Raw genomic sequence first — 17,254 nt, forward strand, 5'->3', positions numbered from 1 at the left:
CGCTCTTGCTTGGTCGCGAGGGGAAAGATGTCCCGACGTCTACTGTTCGTCTTCGTCGAAGGCGATGCGTGCGCGTTCAATGTTCGGCAGTTGCTCATCTGCCCAGGCGACGAGCGCGTCAATCGGCCCGCGCAACGTCTTGCCCAAGGCGGTGATCCCGTACTCGACGGCCACCGGCCGCGTGCTGATGACTCGGCGTTGCACGACTCCGTTTCGCTCCAGCCGACGCAACGTCGCCGTGAGGGACTTCTGCGTCACTCCCGGAATCGCACGCCGTAACTCGTTGAACCGACAGGGTCGCTCGCACAGTTCGTTGAGCACGCTGAGTGACCACTTGTCGAGCACCTGGTCGAGCAGCTCGCGATGCGGCGTCGCGATACGCAGCTCGCTTTCGCATACGGCGTCGGTATCGGCCATGAAACCAGGTCTCCTTGAAGTGTCCTTCAACTACCAAGTATCAATAGTAAACCACCAACGAAGAGGACCTTCTATGCCAGTCACACGCTTCAGTCCTGCCGGTCTCCAGCCAGGAACGCCGTATGATCACGTCGCCATTGGCACCGGCACGCGTCACGTGCATATCAGCGGCCAGATCGCCCGTAGTGCGGAAGGAAAGCCCATCGCGATCAACGATCTCGCGGGTCAGGTCGCGGAGGTTCTCCGCAACACAGCTCGTGCGCTCGCAGGCGCGGGTGCATCCTTCGACGATGCGCTTCGGTTGACCTTCTACGTCACCGAATGGGAGCCCGAAAAGATCGCACCTTTCATGGACGGGATCGCTCGGGTGGCTGAGGAGCTGAAGCTGCCTCAGCCCTTGCCGCCCGCGTCCCTGATCGGGGTCGACTACCTCTTCGAGCCGGACGTTCTCGTTGAGCTCGAAGTCACCGCGATTCTCGATTAGCCCGTGTTGTCCGACTGCACGACGTAGTGCGCGCGGCGCCTCTCACCGGACCGGTGAGAGGCGCCTTGGCAGGTCGGTCAGGCTGCGATGTGAGACACGAGGAACCAGCGGTCCTTGTCGAGACCTCGCTGGATCTCGATCGCGACGTCCTGACTGGTGAGGTCGATCCCGTCGAGGCCATCGACCGCTGCGCGGACGTCCGCGAGGAGCCTGTCGATGTCTGCGATCACCGCGTGCACGAGGTCGTCTGATTTCGCGAAGCCGACCGGAACGCTTGTCACGGAGCTCTTCTCGGCGACCGCGCTGACGCGGGCGTCGAGCGGAAGGCCGAGGGCGACGATGCGTTCCGCTGCCGCGTCGGCGAACTCGCCGGCGTTGCCTGCGATGGTGTCCAGCAACTCGTGGACGCCGACGAAGTTCGCGCCACGCACGTGCCAGTGCGCCTGCTTGGCGTTGATGGTCAGCGCCTGAAGGCCGAGTACGACGGGGGTGAGGAACTGCGCGGTCGCGACAACCGCTGTCGGGTCGCTCGCGGTCGTGGCGACGGTGTCTGTGCTGCTCATTTCAATCGTTCTCCCTGCTCGTTGGTTTCTTGATTCGGTGGATTCGGTCACGATCGGATGTCTGCGCCGGCTGGCTCTGATGCGGTTCGGGCTCGGAGGGCGGGGATGACGTCTTGTCCGATCTCCTCCATGACGTCTTCGACGTCTCGTCGTCCCGGCCGCAGCACGAGGTTGACGTGCGCGACCCCTGCCGCTGCCAGTCCGGTGAGGTAATCGGTGAGACCGGTGGTGCCGACTCGTGCACCGAGGCGGATCGGCTCGAAGGGAGCATCCGGGTTTTCAGCGAGGTCGAGGTAGAGGTTCGTCATGAACGGCTTGAGCGATATCGCCCGCCATTGCGCAGCGACGGCGCGCATCTGCGGACCTGCACGGTGGTAGGTCATGTGCGCGTCGAGGTACTCTGCCGCCCACGCAGGCGACTGCTGCGCGCCACCGATCCCGATCAGTGGAATCGTCCCGTCCGCAGGGGCGGGCAGGAATGAGTCCTGATCGATCCGGCCCAGCGCCGCCTGCGCCCAGATCTCACGCAGCACGCGCACACCGTCGCGATAGGTCTCTCCCCGACGATCGAAATCGACTCCGAAGAACGGGTACTCACCCGGCCTGTCGCCCGAGGCGAGGCCGAGCAGCAGCCGCCCACCGGAGAGGACATCGACGGTTGCAGCTTCCTTCGCGAGCGCAACTGGATGCCGCAAGGGGAGCACGATCCCCGCTGTTCCGAGCAGGATGTGTTCGGTCGATGCGGCGAGGTAGCCGAGGTAGGGGATGGGGTCGAAGACCTGTCCGGCGTCGCCGAAGTCACGCGGTCGCCACATCGGCACGTCCCGCAGCCAGAGCGCCCGGAACCCGAGCCTGTCGGCGAGCTGCGCACGCTCCTGATGCCGGGTCAGGTCAGGGAAGAGCCCGTGACCGGAGACGTCTCGTCGGGCGAGATCGTTGTCCAGGGGCAGCTCGATCCCGAGGGACAAGCCGTTCTCGGTGAGCGTGTCCAAAGCGGTCATGGCATGCTCCGTTCAGTACCAGGACGGCTTGTCGCCGTCGGTGCCGGGCTTGTTCACGCCAAGCGAGGCGCCGATGCTGTCGGCCGGGTTCTTGACGAGTTCGGCGACGAGCGCGCCGACGCTCTTGCGGGACACCTCGGTGCCCTGGAAGGGCTCGCCCTTCTGGGTCAGCTCGTAGTCGACCTCATCATCGTCGGACAGCCAGGCGGGACGGATGATCGTGTAGTCGAGGTCGGACTCCTCGATCACTTTCGCGGCGGCGCTGTACGTCTGCAGGTATCCGCCGTCGAGCATCTGGTGATTCCACTTGCCGTACTCGCCGGGAACCTCGTCGTAGATGCCGAGGGTCGAGATCCAGATCAAACGTCGCGTTCCCGCGGCGGTCAGCGCTGCGACGACGGCGCGGGCTTGAGCTTCGATGTCGCTTCCGCCGAGGTTCGCGTAGACGATGTCCTGTCCCGTGACAGTGCGTGTGAGGAGATCTTTGTCGAGCACGTCACCCTCGACGACCTGCACGCGGACGCTGGGAACATCCGGCAGGCTCTGGGGGCGACGCAGGTAGAGGGTCAGCTCGTTGGCAGGCTCCTCGAGGAGCGCGGCGATGGCGTGTTTTGCGATGCGTCCGCCGGCTCCGAGCACGGTGATCTTCGTCATGGACTTCCTCTTTCGTTTGTGTGGTCTTGGGGGATGGTCAGCGGTTCACGTCGACGACGATCCGGCCGCGGATGCGGCCGTCCAGAAGGTCATCGGCAACGGAGAGGGCCTCGCTCAGGCCGACCTCGCGGCTCATAGCGGGCAGCAAGTCCAGGTCGAGCTCGTCGGCCAGGCGGTTCCATGCTGCGACGCGCTTGTCGTGGGGCTGGGTGACGCTGTTGAGGCCGAGCAGGCTCACCCCGCGCAGGATGAACGGTGCGACGGTGGCGGGCAGATCCATGCCCTGTGCGTTCCCGCATGCGGCGACGGCGCCGCCCGCCTTCGTCCCGGCACAGGCATTCGCAAGGGTATGGCTGCCGACGGAGTCGATCGCAGCCGCCCAGCGTTCCTTGCCGAGCGGCCGGCCGGGCTCCGACAGCTCTGTCCGGTCGATGATCGTCATCGCGCCGAGGCGGCGCAGGTAGTCGGCTTCAGCGGGACGGCCGGTCGACGCAACGACCGAGTAGCCGCCGCTTGCCAGTAGCGCGATCGCGAACCCGCCGACTCCGCCGTTCGCGCCCGTGACGAGGACGTCACCCGCATCAGGGCTGAGGCCGTGCGATTCGAGGGCCATGAGGGAGAGCATCGCCGTGTATCCGGCCGTGCCGATCGACATGGCCTGCCGCTCCGAGATCGCGTCAGGAACCGGCACGAGCCAGTCCGCGCTCACGCGAGCCCGCTGGGTGAGGCCGCCCCAGTGCGTCTCGCCGATGCCCCATCCATTCACCAGCACCCGGTCACCAGGCGCATAAGAGGGGCTGTCGCTGTGTTCCACGACACCGGCGAGGTCGATCCCGGGCACCATCGGGAAGCGACGCACGACTGGCGCCTTTCCCGTGATCGCGAGGGCATCTTTGTAGTTCAGGCCGCTGTACGACACGCGCACCGTGACGTCACCGTCAGGTAGCTCGCTCTCGTCGAGTTCGCGCAGCGCTGCCTGGTGTCCGGCGTCGGTCTTGTCGATGGAGATTGCGCTGAACATCATGCTCTCCCGGGATGGATGCGGACAGATGCGAGGTAACCGGCGAAGAACACTTCCATCGGTCGGACGTCGCGGGTCAGGCGGGCGCGAAGGATCGCGCCTTCCCAACCCACCCAGAAGAACGACGCCAGTTCGTCGCAGTCGGAGCCGGGCGGGATCTCGTCTGCGTCTGCGGCCAGTCGCAGGCACGCCGCGACGCGACGTTCCCAGTCGCGAAGCACGTCTTCGAGCGCTTCACGGTAGCCGTCGGGGAGGGAGGAGACCTCTTGGCCGAGGTTGCCGACTAGGCACCCTCGTTCGAAGTCATGTCGCACCATGCCGGCCTTGGCATCGTCCACGAACCGCGTCAGGCGTTCCAGCGGCGACGGCCCCTCTTCGAGCAGCCATCGGTCGAGCTTGCGAGCGAAGTAGTCCGCATACCGTTGCAGCACCTCGAATCCGAACGCGTCCTTGCTGTCGAAGTAGTGGTAGAAGGAGCCCTTCGGCACGCCGACACGCTTCAGGACCGCGTCGATGCCGGTCGCGCTCATGCCCTGCGTTGTGAGGACTTCCATGCCGCAGCGCAACAGCGCTTCCCGCGTGTCTCCGTGCTCGCGAGGGATCTTCGGGGGCCGTCCCCGGCGTGGTCGAGCTGCGATGTCGGTCATGACAGCGAATTTAGACCGACCGTCTCTAAATAACTACAAGTGCGCGCAGAGCATGCAGAGATCGGCCATCTGATGCAGTAATCGGCCAGTGCGCTTGTCATTAGCTCAATGTCAGACGGGAGAGTCGTCATCGAATCCATGGCGCAGGCGATGGATGCTGCGCACCCGCTGTGTGCCCGCGGAGACTTCCTGCGGCCTGCCTCGCCCTAACCTTGCGTTGGACTCGCTGGAGTTCCTCTCCAACGTCACCTCAGAGCCACCACGCCTCAGTAGTGCCCCTTAGGGTGGTGTAGCCCGCGGTGGTCCGGCTCGTCGTTCACGACGTAAGCGCGGTCACCGTGTGATCCTTCGAGAAAGCTCTCTACTTCTCACTCGAATGGAGTCATCACGATGACCGCTCCTCATATTGTCGACCCTGCTGGCGTGCTCAGCGAAGCACTGTTGGACGCGTCGCCGGATCTGATGCGCAGCTTGCTGCAGACGATGATCAACGCGTTGCTGTCCGCGGACGCGGACGCCGTCGTTGGCGCGGAGTGGGGTAAGCCCTCACCCGACCGGCTCACGCAGCGCAACGGTTACCGGCACCGCGACCTCGACACCCGCGTCGGCACCATCGACGTCGCCATCCCGAAGCTGCGGGCAGGTACCTACTTTCCCGAGTGGCTGCTCGAGCGCCGCAAACGCGCCGAAACCGCGCTGATCACCGTCGTCGCGGACTGTTACCTCGCCGGGGTCTCCACCCGTCGGATGGACAAGCTCGTGAAGACCCTCGGGATCCACTCACTGTCCAAGTCCCAGGTTTCCCGCATGGCGGCTGAGCTCGATGAGCACGTCGACCAGTTCCGCCACCGACCCCTGGGCGATGCCGGTCCGTTCACGTTCGTCGCCGCCGACGCGCTCACCATGAAGGTCCGCGAAGGCGGGCGGGTCATCAGCGCCGTCGTCCTGATCGCCACCGGCGTCAACGCGGACGGACGCCGTGAAGTCCTCGGCCTGCGCGTCGCTACCTCCGAGACCGGAGCGGCCTGGAACTCGTTCTTCGCCGACCTCGTCGCCCGCGGCCTGGGCGGCGTCCGCCTCGTCACCTCCGACGCCCACCAAGGCCTGGTGGAGGCCATCGCCGCGAACCTGCCCGGCGCGGTCTGGCAGAGATGCCGCACCCACTACGCCGCCAACCTGATGAGCGTGACTCCGAAGAGCATGTGGCCTGCGGTGAAAGCGATGCTGCACTCTGTCTACGACCAGCCCGACGCCGACGCGGTTCACGCCCAATTCGACCGGCTCCTGGACTACGTCGACGGCAAGCTCCCGGACGCATTCGAGCACCTCGACACCGCCAGGGCGGACATCCTCGCGTTCACACAGTTTCCCGAAGGGCTCTGGCAGCAGATCTGGTCGAACAATCCGAACGAGCGCCTCAACCGAGAGATCCGCCGGCGCACCGACTCCGTCGGGATCTTCCCGAACCGCGACGCGATCATCCGCCTCGTCGGCGCAGTCCTCGCCGAACAGACCGACGAATGGGCCGAAGGCCGCCGCTACCTCGGCCTCGACATCCTCGCCAAGAGCCGCCTCACCCTCGTCACCGACACCAGCACCGCGGAGGTGACCGACCCCGTCCTCGAACTCAGCGCCTAACCCCTCACATCGAAGGACCGACCGCTACACCACTACCAGGGACTTGACCCACGCCTCTTGCAGGTCGAGGAACGGTATCCGTGCCGGAGAATGGGTGGATGCCTGAATCCTGTGCCTTCTGTGGGTCGCCGGGGCCCCTGACCCGCGAGCACGTTTTCGGTCAGTGGGTGAGCAGGATTGGTTTGGATCTCGCACCGATGCGTCATCATGCGGGTCCGTTGAATGCTCTGCCGCGCGTCATGGGGGAGCAGCCCCCATTCCGGCAAACGGTGAAGAGCTTCTGTGCTCCGTGTAATAACGGGTGGATGAGCAATCTCGAAACGGTCGCGCAGCGGGTGTTGACCCCGCTGATCCTGGACGAGCCCGGAACGATCACGCTCGAAGATCAAGCAGCGATCGCGACGTGGGTGCAGAAGACCGCGCTGACAGCGATGCTCCTGTCCAGCAAGGAACAGAGGGAGAACGGCTACGGGCTCTCTCCGTCGGAGTACAGGGCACTGTACGAACGTCGCGAGTTGATGCAACCGCTGGAGTTCAGTCAGTTCTGGGTCGGCAGATTCAAGGGAATCAACGGGTTCTCGGCTGTACGTGTTACCCCGCTGACGGTTCGCATTCCGGGGTTCCCCGAGCCGGCGCTGCCTCAGGGGTACGCGATGACGGTCGTCGTCGGTGCGCTCCTGCTGCACGGTGTGCGGTTCACCACTCCGGGTCTTCAGGCGGACACGACGACGGATCTCGGGATGCCACAGTTGTGGCCATCAGACACGTCGGTGACGTGGCCAGCTGGACGGACATGCACGGAGAAGTCTCTGCTCGCACTTGCAGACGGGGGTACGTTGCGTGCACTGGACGGTGAGGTGCGACTGCAACCTTGGTCCCACGCAGCTCACCTCCCGCGGAGTGCCTTCGAAAATGGTGCAGTCAAAGTCCCCGCGCTATGCCGCAAGCACGACATCTATTACCCCGTTGCGCTCTTGCGAGAAGCGCACCAGGGACGGTTCTACGCATTCATGGCTTCGTGCGAGTGCAGCGCCTATCTGATCCATACGGACTCTGACCGCGTCCGTTTCCGAGCCGCGGGTGAACCGGAGGGCATCGCGGCAATGTACGCCGACCTGACTGGGGACGAGTTCCTCATCGAGGATCAGGTCGGGGAGTTCGCCTGCAAGAGGCTGCCCGCCTGACGCGATCGGCCGTGGCAAGCGCTGGGAGGCGTACCTGCTGCATGTGACGGTCTCGATGCGAGTGATGTCCGCGGGTTACGGCTACAGATACCTATTACGCACGGTCGTTGCGGGCGACGGCGACAGATTGCTCTCGACCCCGCTGACGCGCTATTACGCCGAGGTTGGCACTCCACCGGGCCAGTGGCTTGGCGCTGGCGTCGCGGCGCTTGGCGGGGTGATCGCGGAGGGCGATCAGGTCACCGAAGGCCAGCTCGAACTCCTCCTCGGTCTCGGTCGGCACCCGGTTACGGGTGCTCCGCTCGGGCTGGAGTATCCGGCCTACAAGTCCGTGGCCGAGCGGATCGCGCAGCGCGTCGCCGCGCTCGATCCCGACCTCGGGCCGGCCAGCCGTGCGGAGGCGACCGTAGCAATCGAGGCCGAGGAGGCCGCACGCGGGACGCGCCGGGCGGTTGCGGGCTACGACTTCACCTTCTCCATTCCGAAGTCCGCCAGTGTGCTCTGGGCGGTGGCCGATGCGGGGACGCAGGCGCTTATCGCGGACGCGCATCACTCGGCGGTTGCGGAGGTGGTTGCGTTCATGGAGCGGGAGGTTGCAGCGACCCGCACGGGTGCAACCGGCCGCGACGGCGCGGTTGCACAGGTCGACGTCGCAGGTCTGATCGGCACCGCGTTCGACCACTACGACAGCCGGGCGGGCGACCCCCATCTGCACACGCACGTCGTCATCAGCAACAAGGTCCAGACCGTCCTCGACGGGAAATGGCGCAGCCTGGATGGGCGGCCGATGCACGCCGCAGTGGTCGCGCTCTCCGAACTGCACGAGGCGGTCTTCGCGGACCACCTCACCCGAATGCTCGGCGTCTCTTGGGAGGCGCGCGACATGGGCCGCGACCGGAACCCCGCCTGGGCGGTCACCGGGGTGCCGGAGGCACTGGTCAAGGAGTTCTCGACGCGTGCCCAGCACATCGACGCAGAGACCGACCGGCTCATCGAGCGCTACGTCGAGACGCATGGGCGGCGGCCGTCGCCGGCGACGATCATGAAGCTCCGCGCCCAGGCCACGCTCTCCACTCGGCCGGAGAAGGAGGTGCGGTCGCTGGCCGCCCTCACGGCTTCGTGGCGGGAACGGGCCGGGAGGGTGCTCGGGTCGGATGCGACCTCGTGGGCGCGCGGCGTGACGGCGAACGAGGAGCCGTTGCTGTTGCGTGCCGACGACGTGCCTTTGGACGTGATCGACTCGCTCGGGGCAGACGTCGTGGCCGCGGTTGCGGAAAAGCGCTCCACTTGGCATCGCTGGAACCTCACCGCCGAGGCCGCTCGGCAGACAATGGCCTACCGGTTCGCGTCGACCGAGGATCGCGAAGCCATCGTCGGAATGGTCGTTGACGCTGCCGAGGCGGCCTCGCTGCGCTTGACCCCGCCGGAGCTCGCATCCAGCCCGGCGGAGTTCCGCCGACCGGACGGCACGAGCGTGTTCCGTCCGAAGCACTCCGCGCTGTTCTCCTCCGAGGCGCTGCTGGCCGCCGAAGACCGCCTCCTCGAGCGCGCCCGCACCACCACGGCGCCGACGGTGCCGCTGACCACCGTCGAACGAATCACGAAGCGCCCCGACAGCAAGGGCCGGATGCTCGGAGACGACCAGGCGGCCGCGCTGACGAAGATCGCGGTCTCCGGGCGCAGGGTCGATGTGCTGGTCGGCCCGGCGGGGGCGGGGAAGACGACGGCGATGTCGGCGTTGCGGCGGGCGTGGGAGCACGAGCACGGGCGCGGCAGCGTGGTGGGGCTCGCGCCGTCCGCGGTCGCCGCGCAGGTCCTGGCCGATGACCTCGGCATCCAGACCGAGAACACCGCGAAGTGGCTCGACACCCACGACCGCACCGGCGAGACGTTCCGCAAGGGTCAGCTCGTCATCGTCGATGAGGCGTCGCTGGCGGGCACGCTCTCCCTCGACCGCATCACCACCTTGGCGGCGGAGGCCGGGGCGAAGGTGCTGCTGGTCGGGGATCACGCCCAGCTACAGTCCGTTTCTGCCGGGGGCGCGTTTTCCCTCCTCGTTCACGACCGCGACGACGCCCCGGAGCTGGTCGACGTGCACCGGTTCGTCAACGTGTGGGAGAAGACCGCATCCCTCGCTCTGCGGTACGGCCGCACCGACGTCATTGACACCTACGCCGAGCACGGCCGCGTGATCGGCGGGGAGACCGAGGAGATGATCGACGCCGCCTACACCGCCTGGCGTACGGACACCCTGGCCGGGCGAGCCAGCGTCCTCGTGACCGACTCCAACGAGTCCGTCCGAGCGCTCAACAACAGGGCGCGGGCTGATCTGATCCTCGATGGCATCGTGAACGCCCGCCGCGAGGTCGAGCTGCACGACGGCACGAGAGCCGCGACCGGGGATACCGTCATCACCCGCCGCAACGACCGTCGCCTGCGCGCCGGCCGGTCCTGGGTCCGTAACGGCGACAGATGGAACATCACCGAGGTTCGGGACGACGGCGCCCTCACCCTCCGCCGCGCAGGCAAGCGATGGGGCGCATCGGTCGTGGTCCCGGCCAAGTACGCGGCCGAACATCTCGACCTCGGCTACGCCGTCACGTCCTACCGGGCGCAGGGCATCACGGTCGACTCCTCGCACGTCCTGGCGGATGCGTCGATGACCAGAGAGACGTTCTACGTCGCTATGACCCGTGGCCGCGAAGAGAACATCGCCTACGTCGCTGTCGATAAGCCCGACCCCGCCCACGACGGCCTGCACCCCGGTGAGAACACCGAGGCCACCGCCCGGTCGGTGTTGTTCGGGATGCTGCGGCACGTCGGCGCCGAGCTGTCGGCGCACGAGACGATCACCGCCGAGCAGGACGCCTGGGGCTCAATTGCGCAGCTCGCTGCCGAGTACGAGACCCTGGCTGCTGCCGCACAACACGACCGCTGGGCCGCACTCGTCCGCTCGTCGGGGCTCAGCGACGACGACGCAGACGACGCGATCGCTTCACCCGCATTCGGCGCATTGACCGCAGAGCTCCGCCGGGCAGAGGCGAACCAGCACGACGTCGAGACCCTACTGCCGCGCCTCGTGGGAGCACGCGGGTTCGGGGACGCCGATGACATCGCGGCCGTCCTGCACTACCGCGTCGCCAAGGCGACCGCGCGGCCGGCGGGGTCCGGTCGCGCGCGGAAGGCACCACGCTTGATCGCCGGCCTCATCCCCGAAGCCACTGGCACAGTGCCGTCCGAGATGCGGCAGGCGCTGACCGAGCGACGCGACCTTATCGAGACCCGGGCCGATGTGCTCCTCGACACCGCGCTCACTGAGAAGCACGAGTGGATCACGAAACTCGGCCTCCAGCCGAAGCAGGCGCGAGCAGCCCACGCATGGCGGAACGCCGCTCGCACCCTCGCTGCCTACCGTGACCGCTACGGCGTCACTGGGCCTGCACCCCTCGGAGCACCCGCCGAGGCCGAGACTCAGAAGATCGACGCCGCCCGCGCCCGCGCCGCGCTCGACCGGGCTAAGAACCTCGCCCAGGCCGAGCAGCCTGACCAGGGGTCATCGCGCCGCACGGGCGCGCGGAGGGTCGGGCCGTCGTTGTAAGCGAGGATGGCTGCGCGGGCGTTGGTCGCCGTGTCGTCTTCGCTCCGGCCCTGGAGGTCGGGCATCATGGGTAGCACCATGACTGTTCGAGTCGAATCGGCGACACGTATCTCCTGACACCGTTCGCCAGGAGGGAGCTAGATGTGGCCGCCGATGAGGTCCCGGTCAACTTGGGGGATGCGACGCCCCGACACCTGCTGGTGGATTGGGCGAACGGGCAGGACGCGTGGGTGCGTCAGCTCACCGCTGAAACGATCCTCTCCCGGCAGACCCCGAGTGACGCCCTGCTGGACGCCGCCTACGCCACCTTCCTCGCCGAGAAGGGTCTCGGTGACGGCGACGCGCCCGAAATCCCGAAACTCGAGCTGGCAGCGGCAGATGCAGCAGAGGAGGACACGCTCGAACTGGTCAGTCTGGCGAGCATCGAAGGTGTCAACGCACTCGCCGCGGACCAGGAACTCGGTTTCGATTCGGAACTGACGGTGCTGTTCGGACAGAACGGATCAGGGAAGACCGGGTATGCGCGAATCCTGAAGCGGCTATCGGCAGTGCGAACGGCTGAGGACATCCTGCCGAACGCGCACGCCGTGCATCTCGACAGCCCGCCATCTCCCAGCGCAGACATCACCTATCGCCTGTCCGGCACCGAGTCGTCGGTGCGATGGCGCGACGAAGCCGGCCTGGCACCGTTCACTCGCATCAGTGTCTTCGACGCCAGTGCGGTGTCCCTGCACGTCGACAGCGACCTGGGCTATGTCTACACGCCCGCCGAGCTCGCACTGTTTGCCCACGTCGCCACAGGCATACAAGGAGTGCAGCAGCGGATCGCAGCAGAGGTGAGCACGTTGGCGCCAGGGAGCAACCCGTTGCTCTCACGGTTCACACGCGGCACGAAGGTGTACCCCGTGATCGAGACGCTCGGCGCCACCACCGACCTCGCGGACCTCGACGCTCTCGCAACATTGCCCGAAGGCGCAGAGGCCGATCGCGAACGACTGGAAGGCGAAGTCGCCGCGCTGCGTTCGAACTCTCTCGACGCGATCCTCTCTAGTTCGCAGGAGGCAGAGCGGCAACTCACACGCTTGCGCGGCATCCTCAACGCCGCGCAGAACTTCGACGCGGCCGCCTACGAGACGGCACGATCCAAGCTCGAACAGGCCGAGCAGCGGAGAGCAGAGGCACGGGAACAGCTCTTCAGCCAGGACGAACTGCCAGGACCGGCAGATGAAGAGTGGCAAGAGTTCATCGTTGCCGGCGACTCGTATCGACAGCACCTCGGCCGTGAGCACTACCCGACCACCGGCGACTCCTGCTTGTACTGCATGCAGGAACTCAGCCCGACGGCTCTGAACCTGCTCACTCGCTACCGCACGTTCCTGGACGAGACGCTCATCCGTCAGGTGCAGGATGCGAACGCCACCCTTGCGGCTTCAAAGTTCACCGTCAACGAAGCAGAACTGGCTCGCGCGATCGAGTTCGCCTCGGAGCAGCAGGACCGCGAGAAACCTCCTGCATGGGCAAGCCAAGCGGGTGAGGTGCTCGGGGCGATACGGGTCATCGCGCAGGAGACTGCGGACGGACAGCCCGTCGCTCAGAGCACCCTCCGCGAGGACGCACGAGCCGTTGGTACTGCCGTGTCAACAGAACTGGAAAGCACCAGTGCTGCCGTGCGGCAGATGGCAGATGACAAGGCCAACGCTGCTACCGCGCTCGCTGAGAAGCAGAGGGCCGTCTCGGAGCTGGTCGCGCGCATCGAGCTGAACCGAAACCTCGCCGCGGCCCGTGAGTATGTGCGACGTGCACGACGAGCTCAGCAACTCGAGAAGCTCTCGCGTGTCATATCGAACGGCGCATCGAAGCAGCTCACGGTGCAATCGAAACTCGCGAGCGAGGACCTTGTGAACAAGAACTTCGAGACTCTCTTCGCCGAAGAGTGCGCCCGCTTGCGCGCACCACAGGTCGCGCTCCGATTCCAAGGCAGGAGCGGGCAGGCTCAACGCAAGAAAGCAGTCGCGTCCTACAAACCGTCCGCTGTGCTCTCAGAAGGCGAGCAGAAGGTCTTGGCTCTGGCGGACTTCCTCGCCGAAAGCCGGATGCGTGGAACGAAAGCGCCGCTGATTTTCGACGACCCGGTGACGAGCCTTGACTACAGACGGCTCGACGAGGTCGCGGCCCGTATCCAGAACCTCGCCGAGACGCATCAGGTTGTTGTCTTGACCCACAACATCATGTTCGCGTCAGCGCTCATCGCGGCCCGACAGAACAAGAAGCTAAGAACACGGATCTATGAGGTCCGCGATGGTGGAGAGACCAAGGGGATCTTGGCACCGGACGTCGAGCCGAGGCTGGATACGCCCGCTGACCTCGCGAAACGGATCAATGCCAAACTGCAGGAGATACCCAGTGCCGAACCAGTGGTGCAAGATGCGCTCATCAAGGAGACGTACGACCTGATCCGAGCCTGGTGTGAGGCGTTCGTAGAGCAGGAGCTGCTGCAAAACGTCACGCAACGCTATCGCAAGAACATCATGATGACGCGCCTGTCCAAGATCGACAGTTCCCGACTCGACGACGCGATCGCGGTCATCGAACCTCTCTTTGACCGCGCCTGCGAGCGGATGACCGGGCATTCCCACGCAGCCGAGTACATGAGCACTAAACCGACCGTCGGAGATGTCCAGGAGGACTGGGAGAAGGCCAAAGCAGCGCGAGCTGCCTATATTGCAGCTTGAACGGTGAGGGCATCACCAAGGATGCACCATCGGCCAAGCCCGGAACGGCGAGGCTAGAGCCTGCGGGGTGGTCTCCGCATCGGATGGCTGACGCTAGGTTCGCGTGAGAACGCCTGCGAGCCTTCATCCGCAGAACCGAAGAGTGCGGTGATGTCTGCAGCGTCGGTGACAAGGGCGGCGATGCCCTCGTGCAGGAGCCGGTGGGTGCCCGCGCTGGCCGCGCTGGTCACGGGGCCGGGCACAGCCCCGACTGGCCGACCGAGTTCAGCGGCGCGCGCAGCGACGTTGAGGGAACCGGAGCGGTAGCCGGCCTCCACGACGACGGTCGCGCCGGACAGAGCGCCAAGGATTCGGTTGCGGGCGAGGAACCGCCATTTGGTCGGCGTCGCGCCGGGCGGCATCTCGCTGGCGAGAAGCCCGAGATCTCCGAGTCGTTCCAGCAGCTCACGGTTACCGGACGGGTAGAGCCGATCCAAGCCGCCGACCACCACCGCGAGGGTGTGCCCGCCTGTGGCGAGCGCGGCTCGGTGGGCGGCGGCGTCGATGCCGTAGGCGCCGCCGGCCACGATGATCCGTTCGGCATGCGTCAGATCGGAGGCGAGCTCGCCCGTGACGTGCTCGCCGTAGCTTGTGGCGGCGCGGGCTCCGGTGATCGTCACGCGATCTCTCAGCGGAGCGGTGAGAAACGACGTCACGCCACGAACCCACAGGGCAGTCGGGGCACGCTCGCCCAAGTCGTTGAGCGCGGTCGGCCAATCGTCGTCGCCCGGGATGAGGATGCGCAGCCCGAGGCGGTCGGTCTCTGCCAGTGCCTGCGTGACCGCGTGGACATCCAAGCGTGAGGTGACCTTGTTGCGCCACAGCCCGGCCTCGATCGCATCGACGTGCTTCGGGAACGCGCCGGTGCCAGCTGCCAGGCGGACAGTCTCGACGGCGCCGACCGCGGCGATGAGTCGGCCGGTCACCGCGTCGTCGGGCTCCAAGGTTGCAGCCAGAGCGACCCGTGCGGCGCGCTCGTCCTTCGTGAGAAAAGTGATCGTGACCATGCCGGCTCCCGTTCGTGTGTGCCAGACAGGTGCGCGAGCGCCACCCGAACGAGCGGGCGCACCTCTTACGGATGTCGCCGGTGAGTCGTACGCTGGAAGGAGACAGATTCCTCCTTGATCTGGCGTCCTCGCGGACAGGCCCTCGGGCCACTCTCTACGCACTGTCTCGTCACCTGACCGTGCCACGAGAGGACAACGCCATGATCCGACTGCTCTGGGCGCTCAGCGCCCACGCCCGCTACTACCTGCGGCGCTACACGCCCACCAACATCGCACTCGACGCGATCCGCACCCGCCGCGGCCTGAAATGGGGCATCCCCGCGATGCTCCTGGCCGTGCCGTACTTCCTCGCCGCGAACTACTGCCTAACCCTGATCGAGGATCGCGACCTCAGGTGGCTGAACCTCCTCGTGCTCGTGTTCTGCTGGAACGCGCTCAAGTTCCTCATCATGGGCCCGGTCAGCGTTGTGCTCCTCATCTGCGCTCGCATGGAGGAGTCGGCGACCCGGCGCCGCGACCGTCGTGCGCTTCGGCCGATCGAGCCTGCGGAGCCGACAACGGCGCACATGCCATAGAAGCTGCATCGCGACCTCGCCCGCACCGTTCGAGCGGCGAAGCCGCAACGGCACGCAGCGGTCTACATGCCCGGCGACGATCAACTCCGCCGAGGAGCAGGGCGGAAGAACAAACCCGCTCGTTTGTCCTTCGAGACTGGAGGGATGAATCAACACCAGTCCAGCCCGCACGGCCTGGAACCGCTCCTGAACATCGACGAACTCGCCGACTACCTCGGCGTCCCCGTCTCCACCATCTACGACTGGCGCACCAACGGCAAAGGCCCCCGCGCCTACCGCTTAGGCAAGCGCATCATGTTCGGCATCACCGACATCCGCGCCTGGATGGACACCATGCGCGAGCCCGCCGCCCCTACCGGCGCGGCCACCTTTCCCCGAGCAGGGGAGAGCGCACGTGGGTAGGCCCCGCACACCCATCGGCACCTTCGGAGTCATCGCCACCAGTACCCAGACGAACGGCAACCATGTGGCCCGCGCCCGGTACCGGGACTGGGACGGCAGCAACCGACTCGTCCAAGCCACCGGCTCCTCACGGGCCGCCGCGGAGCGCAAGCTCAAGCAGAAGCTCGCAGAACGCTCCCTCTACCAGCCCGGCTTCAACGGCATGAGCGCCGACAGCTCGTTCCCGGAACTCGTCACGTACTGGCTGGAAGACATGGAGATCGAAGACCGCCTCTCACGAACCACGAGACACCTCTACGAGCGCGACATGCGCACCCTCGTCCTCCCCGCATTCAAAGACCTCACCCTCCGGGAGATCGGAGTCGCCCGCTGCGACTACTTCCTCAAACAACTCGCCAAGCGCAGCTACAGCCGCGCCAAGCACGCCCGCGTCGTCCTCCGCCTCGCCCTCGCGCTCGCGGTCCGCCACGAGATCCTGCCCCGCAACCCGATGGACCACGTTTCCCGACTCCACCGGAAGAAGACCATCCCCGACGCCTTCACGATCGGCGAGGTGCAGGACATCCGCGCCGCGATCAAGACCTGGGAATCCCGGCGGATACTGGCCGGACCGAGGCCGGATAGGCAACTCGGGCAGATCGTCGAGGTCATGCTCGGCACCTCCGCCCGCATCGGCGAAGTACTCGCCATCCGACTCCAAGATCTCGATCTGGACGGTCCGATCCCGACGGCACGGATTGCCGGGACGATCATCAGCCGCAAGGGTGAGCCGACGCACCGGCAGGATCATCCGAAGACGGATCGCTCGGTTCGCCGCGTCGCACTGCCGTCGTTCGCGATGCAGGCAATCCGCTCGCGCCTGCTGCGTAGCGGCGAGACCGACCCAGGCGCGCTGTTGTTCAGCACGCGGGTCAGGACCCCGCACACGACGAACAACATCCGCCGGCTTCTGCGCGACGTGATGGACGCGGCCGGGATCGGGAACGTCACCCCGCACCGATTCCGCCGCACCGTCGCCACGGTTGTCAACGATGCGCAAGGCGTGCTCCTCGCCTCGGAGCTCCTCGGGCACACTGACCCGCGGATCACGATGCAGCACTACATCCAGCGAGACGAGACCGTGAACCCCATCACAGCCGGACTACTCGACGAGGTGTTCGCCCAAGCCGTCTGAGCGACGGATCGACAGAAGGCGCGCCTGGACCATGTGATCTGGCGTGCTTTCTGTCGACCTGGGCACAACGACCGTGTGCCGGCAACTAACGCCCGGCTGGGGGCAGACGCGGCACTTG

15 protein-coding genes are annotated in these 17,254 nt (G+C 66.2%); 8 read left to right on the forward strand and 7 right to left on the reverse strand.

Annotated elements, in window-relative coordinates:
- Window positions 1-39: 39 nt before the first annotated feature.
- Complete coding sequence (locus tag HMPREF3086_RS03270; protein ID WP_020622155.1) at window positions 40-417, reverse strand: winged helix-turn-helix transcriptional regulator; 378 nt, start codon at window positions 415-417, stop codon at window positions 40-42.
- Between the two features lie 73 nt (window positions 418-490).
- Here HMPREF3086_RS03270 and HMPREF3086_RS03275 point away from each other — a divergent pair, with 73 nt between their 5' ends.
- Window positions 491-901, forward strand: coding sequence for a RidA family protein (locus tag HMPREF3086_RS03275; RefSeq protein WP_024357655.1), 411 nt, complete (start codon window positions 491-493; stop codon window positions 899-901).
- 77 nt (window positions 902-978) lie between these two features.
- Here the strand turns inward: HMPREF3086_RS03275 and HMPREF3086_RS03280 are convergent, their stop codons facing one another.
- The 5 genes from HMPREF3086_RS03280 to HMPREF3086_RS03300 are packed head-to-tail and all read right to left on the reverse strand — an operon-like array spanning window position 979 to window position 4,787.
- The gene (locus HMPREF3086_RS03280; RefSeq protein ID WP_024357656.1) at window positions 979-1,464 is read right to left on the reverse strand and encodes a Dps family protein; all 486 of its coding nucleotides are present in this window, start codon (window positions 1,462-1,464) and stop codon (window positions 979-981) included.
- 47 nt (window positions 1,465-1,511) lie between these two features.
- Window positions 1,512-2,465: a TIGR03571 family LLM class oxidoreductase gene (locus tag HMPREF3086_RS03285; protein ID WP_024357657.1), complete on the reverse strand. Its 954-nt coding sequence runs from the start codon at window positions 2,463-2,465 to the stop codon at window positions 1,512-1,514.
- 12 nt (window positions 2,466-2,477) lie between these two features.
- The gene (locus HMPREF3086_RS03290; RefSeq protein ID WP_024357658.1) at window positions 2,478-3,119 is read right to left on the reverse strand and encodes an SDR family oxidoreductase; all 642 of its coding nucleotides are present in this window, start codon (window positions 3,117-3,119) and stop codon (window positions 2,478-2,480) included.
- Window positions 3,120-3,156: 37 nt separating this feature from the next.
- Complete coding sequence (locus HMPREF3086_RS03295) at window positions 3,157-4,140, reverse strand: acrylyl-CoA reductase (NADPH) (RefSeq protein ID WP_024357659.1); 984 nt, start codon at window positions 4,138-4,140, stop codon at window positions 3,157-3,159.
- Window positions 4,140-4,787, reverse strand: a complete 648-nt coding sequence (locus HMPREF3086_RS03300; RefSeq protein ID WP_076624041.1) for an acrylate utilization transcriptional regulator AcuR — start codon at window positions 4,785-4,787, stop codon at window positions 4,140-4,142. Before HMPREF3086_RS03300 ends, HMPREF3086_RS03295 begins: the two co-directional genes overlap by 1 nt.
- Window positions 4,788-5,177: 390 nt before the next feature.
- Here HMPREF3086_RS03300 and HMPREF3086_RS03305 point away from each other — a divergent pair, with 390 nt between their 5' ends.
- The 4 genes from HMPREF3086_RS03305 to HMPREF3086_RS03320 all read left to right on the forward strand — a co-directional run bounded on the left by HMPREF3086_RS03305 (window position 5,178) and on the right by HMPREF3086_RS03320 (window position 13,939).
- Window positions 5,178-6,425: an IS256 family transposase gene (locus HMPREF3086_RS03305; protein ID WP_070720151.1), complete on the forward strand. Its 1,248-nt coding sequence runs from the start codon at window positions 5,178-5,180 to the stop codon at window positions 6,423-6,425.
- 305 nt (window positions 6,426-6,730) lie between these two features.
- Window positions 6,731-7,609, forward strand: a complete 879-nt coding sequence (locus HMPREF3086_RS03310) for a hypothetical protein (protein WP_082914219.1) — start codon at window positions 6,731-6,733, stop codon at window positions 7,607-7,609.
- Window positions 7,610-7,673: 64 nt separating this feature from the next.
- Window positions 7,674-11,207 (forward strand): MobF family relaxase, encoded by a 3,534-nt coding sequence (mobF, locus tag HMPREF3086_RS03315; RefSeq protein ID WP_083324280.1) that lies wholly within the window; start codon window positions 7,674-7,676, stop codon window positions 11,205-11,207.
- Window positions 11,208-11,350: 143 nt separating this feature from the next.
- Window positions 11,351-13,939 (forward strand): AAA family ATPase, encoded by a 2,589-nt coding sequence (locus HMPREF3086_RS03320; protein ID WP_024357663.1) that lies wholly within the window; start codon window positions 11,351-11,353, stop codon window positions 13,937-13,939.
- Between the two features lie 53 nt (window positions 13,940-13,992).
- On the opposite strand, the gene dprA is transcribed toward HMPREF3086_RS03320, so the two are convergent.
- Window positions 13,993-14,985: a DNA-processing protein DprA gene (gene dprA, locus HMPREF3086_RS03325; protein ID WP_024357664.1), complete on the reverse strand. Its 993-nt coding sequence runs from the start codon at window positions 14,983-14,985 to the stop codon at window positions 13,993-13,995.
- A gap of 200 nt (window positions 14,986-15,185) precedes the next feature.
- Here dprA and HMPREF3086_RS03330 point away from each other — a divergent pair, with 200 nt between their 5' ends.
- From HMPREF3086_RS03330 to HMPREF3086_RS03340, 3 genes are all read left to right on the forward strand, one after another.
- Complete coding sequence (locus tag HMPREF3086_RS03330) at window positions 15,186-15,560, forward strand: hypothetical protein (protein WP_024357665.1); 375 nt, start codon at window positions 15,186-15,188, stop codon at window positions 15,558-15,560.
- A gap of 144 nt (window positions 15,561-15,704) precedes the next feature.
- Window positions 15,705-15,962: a helix-turn-helix transcriptional regulator gene (locus HMPREF3086_RS03335; RefSeq protein ID WP_024357666.1), complete on the forward strand. Its 258-nt coding sequence runs from the start codon at window positions 15,705-15,707 to the stop codon at window positions 15,960-15,962.
- Window positions 15,955-17,136 carry a tyrosine-type recombinase/integrase gene (locus HMPREF3086_RS03340; protein ID WP_024357667.1) on the forward strand — a complete coding sequence of 394 codons (1,182 nt, stop codon included), beginning with the start codon at window positions 15,955-15,957 and terminating at the stop codon, window positions 17,134-17,136. Before HMPREF3086_RS03335 ends, HMPREF3086_RS03340 begins: the two co-directional genes overlap by 8 nt.
- The last annotated feature ends 118 nt before the right edge of the window (window positions 17,137-17,254 follow it).

It is taken from the genome of Dietzia sp. HMSC21D01, from assembly GCF_001815995.1.
Lineage (GTDB): Bacteria > Actinomycetota > Actinomycetes > Mycobacteriales > Mycobacteriaceae > Dietzia > Dietzia cinnamea.